The sequence below is a fragment of the Halomonas sp. AOP13-D3-9 genome (genome assembly GCF_052379125.1).
GTDB lineage: Bacteria > Pseudomonadota > Gammaproteobacteria > Pseudomonadales > Halomonadaceae > Vreelandella.
In genome coordinates this window covers 302,907-309,450 of the sequence record NZ_JBQSYH010000003.1, presented here as the reverse complement: position 1 = coordinate 309,450, position 6,544 = coordinate 302,907, and the positions used below count along the sequence as shown (strand labels likewise).

The 6,544-nt window shown below is 56.3% G+C and carries 6 protein-coding genes and 1 rRNA gene; 5 read left to right on the top strand and 2 right to left on the bottom strand.

Annotated elements, in window-relative coordinates:
• Nucleotides 1-115 precede the first annotated feature (115 nt).
• Nucleotides 116-231: ribosomal RNA gene (gene rrf, locus ACT3UM_RS05175) — 5S ribosomal RNA — on the top strand.
• A gap of 126 nt (nt 232-357) precedes the next feature.
• Here rrf and hisC read toward each other — a convergent pair.
• Nucleotides 358-1,419 (bottom strand): histidinol-phosphate transaminase, encoded by a 1,062-nt coding sequence (gene hisC, locus ACT3UM_RS05170; RefSeq protein ID WP_498896701.1) that lies wholly within the window; start codon nt 1,417-1,419, stop codon nt 358-360.
• Nucleotides 1,420-1,585: 166 nt separating this feature from the next.
• On the opposite strand from hisC, the gene ACT3UM_RS05165 reads away from it, so the two are divergent.
• From ACT3UM_RS05165 to mnmH, 4 genes are all read left to right on the top strand, one after another.
• Nucleotides 1,586-2,032: a copper resistance protein NlpE N-terminal domain-containing protein gene (locus ACT3UM_RS05165; RefSeq protein ID WP_035585624.1), complete on the top strand. Its 447-nt coding sequence runs from the start codon at nt 1,586-1,588 to the stop codon at nt 2,030-2,032.
• Nucleotides 2,033-2,194: 162 nt separating this feature from the next.
• Nucleotides 2,195-3,565, top strand: a complete 1,371-nt coding sequence (gene radA, locus ACT3UM_RS05160) for a DNA repair protein RadA (RefSeq protein WP_035585770.1) — start codon at nt 2,195-2,197, stop codon at nt 3,563-3,565.
• Between the two features lie 56 nt (nt 3,566-3,621).
• Nucleotides 3,622-4,659 (top strand): selenide, water dikinase SelD, encoded by a 1,038-nt coding sequence (gene selD / locus ACT3UM_RS05155; protein WP_144811647.1) that lies wholly within the window; start codon nt 3,622-3,624, stop codon nt 4,657-4,659.
• A gap of 11 nt (nt 4,660-4,670) precedes the next feature.
• Nucleotides 4,671-5,756 (top strand): tRNA 2-selenouridine(34) synthase MnmH, encoded by a 1,086-nt coding sequence (gene mnmH / locus ACT3UM_RS05150; RefSeq protein WP_498896713.1) that lies wholly within the window; start codon nt 4,671-4,673, stop codon nt 5,754-5,756.
• A gap of 21 nt (nt 5,757-5,777) precedes the next feature.
• On the opposite strand, the gene ACT3UM_RS05145 is transcribed toward mnmH, so the two are convergent.
• Nucleotides 5,778-6,467, bottom strand: coding sequence for a type 1 glutamine amidotransferase (locus ACT3UM_RS05145; RefSeq protein ID WP_498896698.1), 690 nt, complete (start codon nt 6,465-6,467; stop codon nt 5,778-5,780).
• Between the last annotated feature and the right edge of the window lie 77 nt (nt 6,468-6,544).

Genomic DNA, 6,544 nt, shown 5'->3' with positions numbered 1-6,544 from the left:
AACATTAAAACACCGGATACGCAGCGTGTGGCCTGGCTTGATAAAAGCACAGGCGGCACCATGAGACGCACACAATTGAGCCAGTACGCTTCAGCATGATATATCGCCAGTTACGCCTGACGACCATAGCACGCGTGAACCACCTGATCCCTTGCCGAACTCAGCAGTGAAACCGCTTAGCGCCGATGGTAGTGTGGGGTCTCCCCATGCGAGAGTAGGTCATCGTCAGGCACCTATACCGCAGACAACCCAGCCAATCGGCTGGGTTTTTTGTGTGCGTGAAAGAAAAGTGTAAGAAAAGCAGCCGATAAAAAAGGCGGCTTGCGCCGCCCAGATAAAGACTTAAAAATAAAAAAGTTAAGCGCAGATCGTCTCTAACGCTTCAATCAGGCTATCCATCTCATCATCGGTGCCGATGGTGATACGTAGGAAGTTATTGAGCTCTGAGGTATTAAAATGGCGCACCAGAATGCCCCGCTCGCGTAGGCCAGCAAATAGCTGCGCGCCTTCGTAGTCAGGGTGCTGGGCAAGCACGAAGTTAGCCTTAGAGGGCAGCACTTCAAACCCTAACGCTTCAAGGCGCTGACGAGTTCGTTCACGAGTAGTAATGACATGCTCGCGGCAGGCTTCGAAATGCTCGACATCTTTAAGAGCGGCGATGCCTACCAAGCTTGCTAAGCTATCCACTGGGTAAGAGTTGAAAGAGTCTTTTACCCGCAGCAGGCCATCAATCAACTCCTCAGAGCCCACCGCATAACCCAACCGCAAGCCTGCCAAACTGCGGGACTTAGAAAACGTACCGGTGACAAGCAGGTTAGGGTAGCGATCAACCAGCGTTACAGCACTCTCAGCGCCAAAATCGACATACGCCTCGTCTACCAGCACTACTCGATCTGTGACGCGTTTAAGCAGCGCCTCTATCGTCGTGAGCGAGTGAGCGTGTCCGGTAGGGGCATTAGGGTTAGCGAAAATAACACCGCTGCGGTTGGTATCCGCCGCCAGCGCATCAATATCGACTTCCCACTGCTTATTGAGAGGATGCTTACGGAGCTCAATGCCATAAAGATTGGCGTAAACAGGGTAAAAACTATAGGTAATGGCAGGCACATCAAGCGGTGCTTGATGGCAAAAGAAAGCCTGAAAAGCGAATGCCAGCACTTCATCAGAACCGTTGCCGACAAACACTTGGCTGCTGGCTACTTTAAACGTCTCCGCCAGCGCTTCACGCAGCGCTTTAGAGGTAGGATCAGGGTAAAGGCGCAGATGGTCTGTTGCATAATCGCGCAGTGCCTTACCGACGCCTGGAGCAGGAGGGTAAGGGTTTTCATTGGTGTTGAGTTTTACAAGCTTCTCGCGTGGTTGCTCGCCGGGCACGTAAGGCGTAAGTTCGCGAACGGCCGGACTCCAGTATTGGCTCATGAGGGTAACCTGATTATCCTAGCAAGGTACGCCATGGTCGCTTGAAGGCTAACTAAGCGCAAGCATTCGCGTCGCTAGGGGTGTGCGTCGCACCTTGTAGCGGTTATGCTGTCACAAGTGCGCGTAAATAAATGTGATGTCCAACACGAGATTAAGGAGACACTCTATGCAACTTAAGAGTTTGCTGGCCGGTTCGGCTATGTTGGCACTACTGGCTGGCTGTGCAAGCGGCCCTATGGAACAGCAGCAAGAGGAAGCGGCTGCCGCGCAGCAAAATTACCAGGGTTCACTGCCTTGCCGTAATTGCGATGGTATCGATCTGGATGTCACCATGGTGGGTGAAGATATGAGTCCAGCTGAAGAACGCACCTTCACGCTGAACGCCAGCTACCGTAACCACCCTCAGACCCCGCCAGATGAAAACTACGCGGGTAATTGGGAAGTGCTAACCGGTACGCCGTCTGACCCGGACGCTACCGTTTACGAGCTGACGCCCGATGGCGATGGTCAGATCTACTACTTCATGCGTATCGATGACAGCACGTTGGAGTTGATTGACCCAGAACGCCGCCGCTTTGAAAATGGCGAAATGCTGCAGCTAAAGCGTCAGTAACGCGTTAGCCAGTAGTACAAAAGGCGGCCACTGGCCGCCTTTTGTGTTTGTAGCGGTGAATAGCGTAACGCAGGCAAGTGCAACAGCTTTAAGCAATTGAGCGCTTGTGGCAACTCAGCGAAGATAGCCATAAAAGCTAGCAACAGTAGGAGTGTAATGGCAGTGGCCAAAGCCAAAAGCGCCTTTGTATGCACCGAGTGCGGCGCCGAATACCGTAAATGGCAGGGGCAGTGCAGCAGTTGCCAAGAGTGGAATACCCTCAGCGAAGTTCATTTGGCAAGCGCCCGCCCCGGTGGCGGTGCAACCCCCGGCCGATCTGGCTACGCGGGTGATCTGTCGCGGGAAGTGATCGACCTGGGTAATGTGGATCTCAGCGAAGTGCCGCGCATGAGTTCCACCTTCGCAGAGTTTGACCGTGTGCTGGGCGGCGGGCTAGTGCCTGGCTCTGCGGTGCTGTTGGGGGGCAATCCTGGCGCGGGTAAATCGACCCTACTGCTGCAAACGGCCTGCAAGCTGGCCCAGCAGCGTCGTATCCTCTATGTGACGGGGGAGGAGTCGCTCTCTCAGGTCGCCATGCGTGCCCATCGCTTACAGTTGCCCACCAATGGTTTGAAAATGCTGGCCGAGACCAGTGTAGAAACTATTCTGGCGGTGGCTGAGCGGGAGAAACCAGAGATTTTGGTGATCGACTCCATCCAAACCATGCATCTGGAAGATATAGCTTCTGCGCCTGGTGGCGTTGCCCAAGTGCGCGAGTCGGCCGCCGCGCTGACGCGCTTTGCCAAGAAGACCAATACCGTCTTATTACTGGTGGGGCACGTCACCAAAGACGGTTCACTGGCTGGCCCTAAAGTGCTTGAGCATATGATTGATGCCTCGCTGTTATTAGAAGGCGGTGCAGACTCACGCTTTCGCACCCTGCGCGGACAGAAAAACCGCTTTGGTGCCGTTAACGAGCTCGGCGTTTTCGCTATGCTAGAGCAGGGCCTTAAAGAGGTTAAAAATCCCAGCGCGATCTTTCTTTCCCGTCAGGAGGAGCAGGCCCCAGGTAGCTTAGTCATGGTCGTCTGGGAAGGCACTCGGCCGATTCTGGTCGAGGTTCAGGCGCTGGTGGATGAGTCCGCGCTGGGTAATCCACGCCGAGTCGCCGTCGGCGTGGATCAAAACCGTCTGGCCATGCTGTTAGCGGTACTTAATCGCCACGGCGGCCTGTTTACCGGCGACCAGGACGTATTTTTAAACGTCGTCGGAGGTGTCAAAGTGCTCGAAACCAGCGCTGATTTGGCAGTACTGTTGGCGGTGGTCTCTAGCCTGCAAAACCGAGCCCTGCCCAAAGAGCTGGTGGTCTTTGGTGAGGTTGGACTGTCGGGCGAAATACGCCCGGTGCCCAGTGGTCAGGAGCGCATCGCCGAAGCCGCCAAACACGGTTTTCTACGTGCCATTGTACCCCGCGCTAATGCCCCCAAGCAGCCGCCCAAAGGTATGGAGGTCATTGCCGTGGATAAGCTTAGCGACGCGCTGGACGCTCTGTAGTATGCGCCATGCTGGGCTAAACTGATGATATTCCCCAAGTGCCAAGGAGAGACACGATGAGTTCGATTCGCTTGACCCAATATAGCCACGGCGCAGGCTGCGGCTGCAAAATCGCCCCAGATGTGCTGGATGGGATTCTGGCCAAGGCAGGGCCAGCGGCGGGCCATAAGCGGCTTATCGTCGGCAATCAAGGGCGCGAGGATGCGGCCGTCTACGATCTGGGCGATGGTCGCGGCATGATTGCCACCACGGACTTCTTTATGCCCATTGTCGATGACCCCTTCGATTTTGGACGTATCGCCGCCACCAATGCCATCAGCGACGTTTACGCCATGGGCGGCACGCCAGTGATGGCGTTAGGTATTCTGGGCTGGCCGCTGGATAAGCTTAGCGCTGAAGTAGCGGGCGATGTAATGGCTGGTGCCCAGGCGGTGTGTCGCGAATTAGGCGTTGCTCTGGCCGGTGGCCACTCTATCGATGCGCCCGAGCCAATTTTCGGGCTCGCTGTGAACGGCCTGGTCGATCTAGACAAGCTCAAGCTAAACAGCACCGCCAAGCCCGGTGATCTGTTGTTCTTAACCAAACCGTTAGGTGTGGGTATGTTAACCACGGCAGAGAAACGTGGTTTGTTGGAAATGGGCCATCACGGGCTTGCCCGGGAAACCATGCTCAAGCCCAATAACATTGGCGTGAAGCTGGCCGATGTGAAAGGGGTGAACGCCATGACCGATGTCACTGGTTTTGGTTTAGCAGGCCACCTTGCGGAAATGTGCCAAGCCAGCAGTGTGATGGCACAAATTGATTTCCGTAAGCTGCCACGTCTCGCCGAGGCGGAGTCGTATCGTCGCCAGGGAGCTGTGCCTGGCGGTACGCTGCGTAATCGCGATGCCCTGGGTGAAAGCCTGCCCGCCATGGACGAAGCCCACTGGCAGTGGTTATGCGACCCACAAACCTCCGGCGGCCTGCTGCTCAGCGTTGACCCCGCCTGGGAAGATGACGTTGAGCGCATCGGTCGCGAATTCGGCCTGTCGTTACACTCATTTGGAGTAATGAAAGCGCGTCAAGGCAACGCCTCCATTGAGGTGGTCGGGTGACACTAGCCGCTATGTCAGCAACGACGCCAGCAGTATTGAGCTTAATCAGAGAAGAACGGCCGCTAATTGATGTGCGCGCCCCTGTGGAGTTTGCCCAGGGCGCGCTGCCGGGGGCCGTCAATCTGCCCTTGATGGTCGATAATGAGCGTCATCAGGTCGGTATTGCTTATAAAAGGCACGGCCAAGCCGCGGCGATTGAGCTGGGCGAGCGTTTAGTCAGCGGCGAGGTCAAGCAGGCCCGGATAGCGGCGTGGCAGACGTATTTAGCCGAGCATCCGGATGCGCTGATTTACTGCTTTCGCGGTGGGCTACGTTCAAAAATCGCACAGCAGTGGCTGGAAGAAGCCGGTATCTCAAGGCCGCGCTTAGAAGGTGGTTGGAAAGCCATGCGCCAAGCGCTGTGTGAGCGCATTGACGCGGCCGCGCTTCAACCCATGCTGGTTGTCTCGGGGCTGACCGGGTGTGCAAAAACGACGCTGATTAACCAGCTTGAGAACGGCGTTGACCTGGAAGCCTACGCGCACCATAAAGGCTCTGCCTTCGGGCGCAGGCCCGAAGAGCCTGCCAAGCAAATCAACTTTGAGCATGCGCTGGCCAAGCGGCTAATTGGGCTGACGGAAGGGCTGGTCATCGAAGATGAGTCCCGCCAGATTGGTAATGCCAATATTCCCTTGAGCTTCTGGCGAGCGCTGCAGCAATCGCCACGGGTGCGTATCGAAATGCCGTTGGATTGGCGCCTCGCTCAAATCCAGCAGGACTATATTATCGATCTGGAGCTGGCCTATGCCGCTCGCCATGGCGACTATCAAGGCTGGCAATTAATGCAGGCGCAGTTAAGCAACGCGCTTATTCGGTTAGGAAAACGCTTAGGCAATGCGCGCCTGCAGCGCTTACAGCGGCTGCAGGCACTGGCCTTTAAGGAGCATGCCCAAGGCAACCCTCAAGCCCACGAAGCCTGGCTTGCGCCGCTACTTACCGAGTACTACGACCCGCTTTATCGCTACCACTTAGAGAAGCAGCGCGACGCTGCTCCGCCAGAAATCCATGTGGGTGATTGGGATAGTTGCTTAGCGGCCGTCAGGCAGTGGAACCGCTGACGGCCATATATCTTGCTGCGGTTACGCCGCTTTAAGCCACTGAGTCATAACGCGATCCAGTAGCGGCGCCAAATTAATAAAGCGGTTAGGGGCCTCAAGGATCTGCGCATCGTCCTGAATATAGCGGGCGGCGGCAGGCGATGCATTGGGCCACTCGGCAGTGCCCAGCAGTTGTTTTACGCTAGCCGCGGTGGCTTCCAGATGGCAGAGCAGGCCGATGACGCGCCCCCTGTCCCAGGCAAATCCTTGCAGCGGCGCTGCTTCGCTACCGCCTAAGGGAAAAGCATCGTCGGGTAGGCTGAAGACGTAGCGGTGCCACATAAAAGCGGTGAATGTTTCGGGTAAATCCAGCGCGCTTTCCGGCGCTAAGGTGACCGTATGCCAGCCTGTTTCAGTATAAGTGCCAGGCGCCACCACTGAGCCCAACGCCTGGGCAATCCAGTGAGCACCCACGCCAATACCCAACAGCGGCTTTTGGCCGTCCAGATAGCGGTTGATCAGTTTTTCTTCAGCTTTAAACCACCCCGCTGATTGGCTGAGCAGCGCCTCTGGGCCATCAAGCACAATCAGCGCATCAGATTCGCTTGGGCGGGGTGTTAGCTCACCTGCGTAGAGATGAAAAACGGTGTAACTATGGCCCATACTGGTTAGCCAGTCGGTTAAACGGGCGGGGCCATGGTCAGGGCCGTGCTGTAGCAGATGAATATGCATGGTAATCTCCTTGCCGGCCGGGCAATCATCGAGGAGCCTGTCCGGCTTGACCGATCGTCGCGAGAAGCCCGGATTTT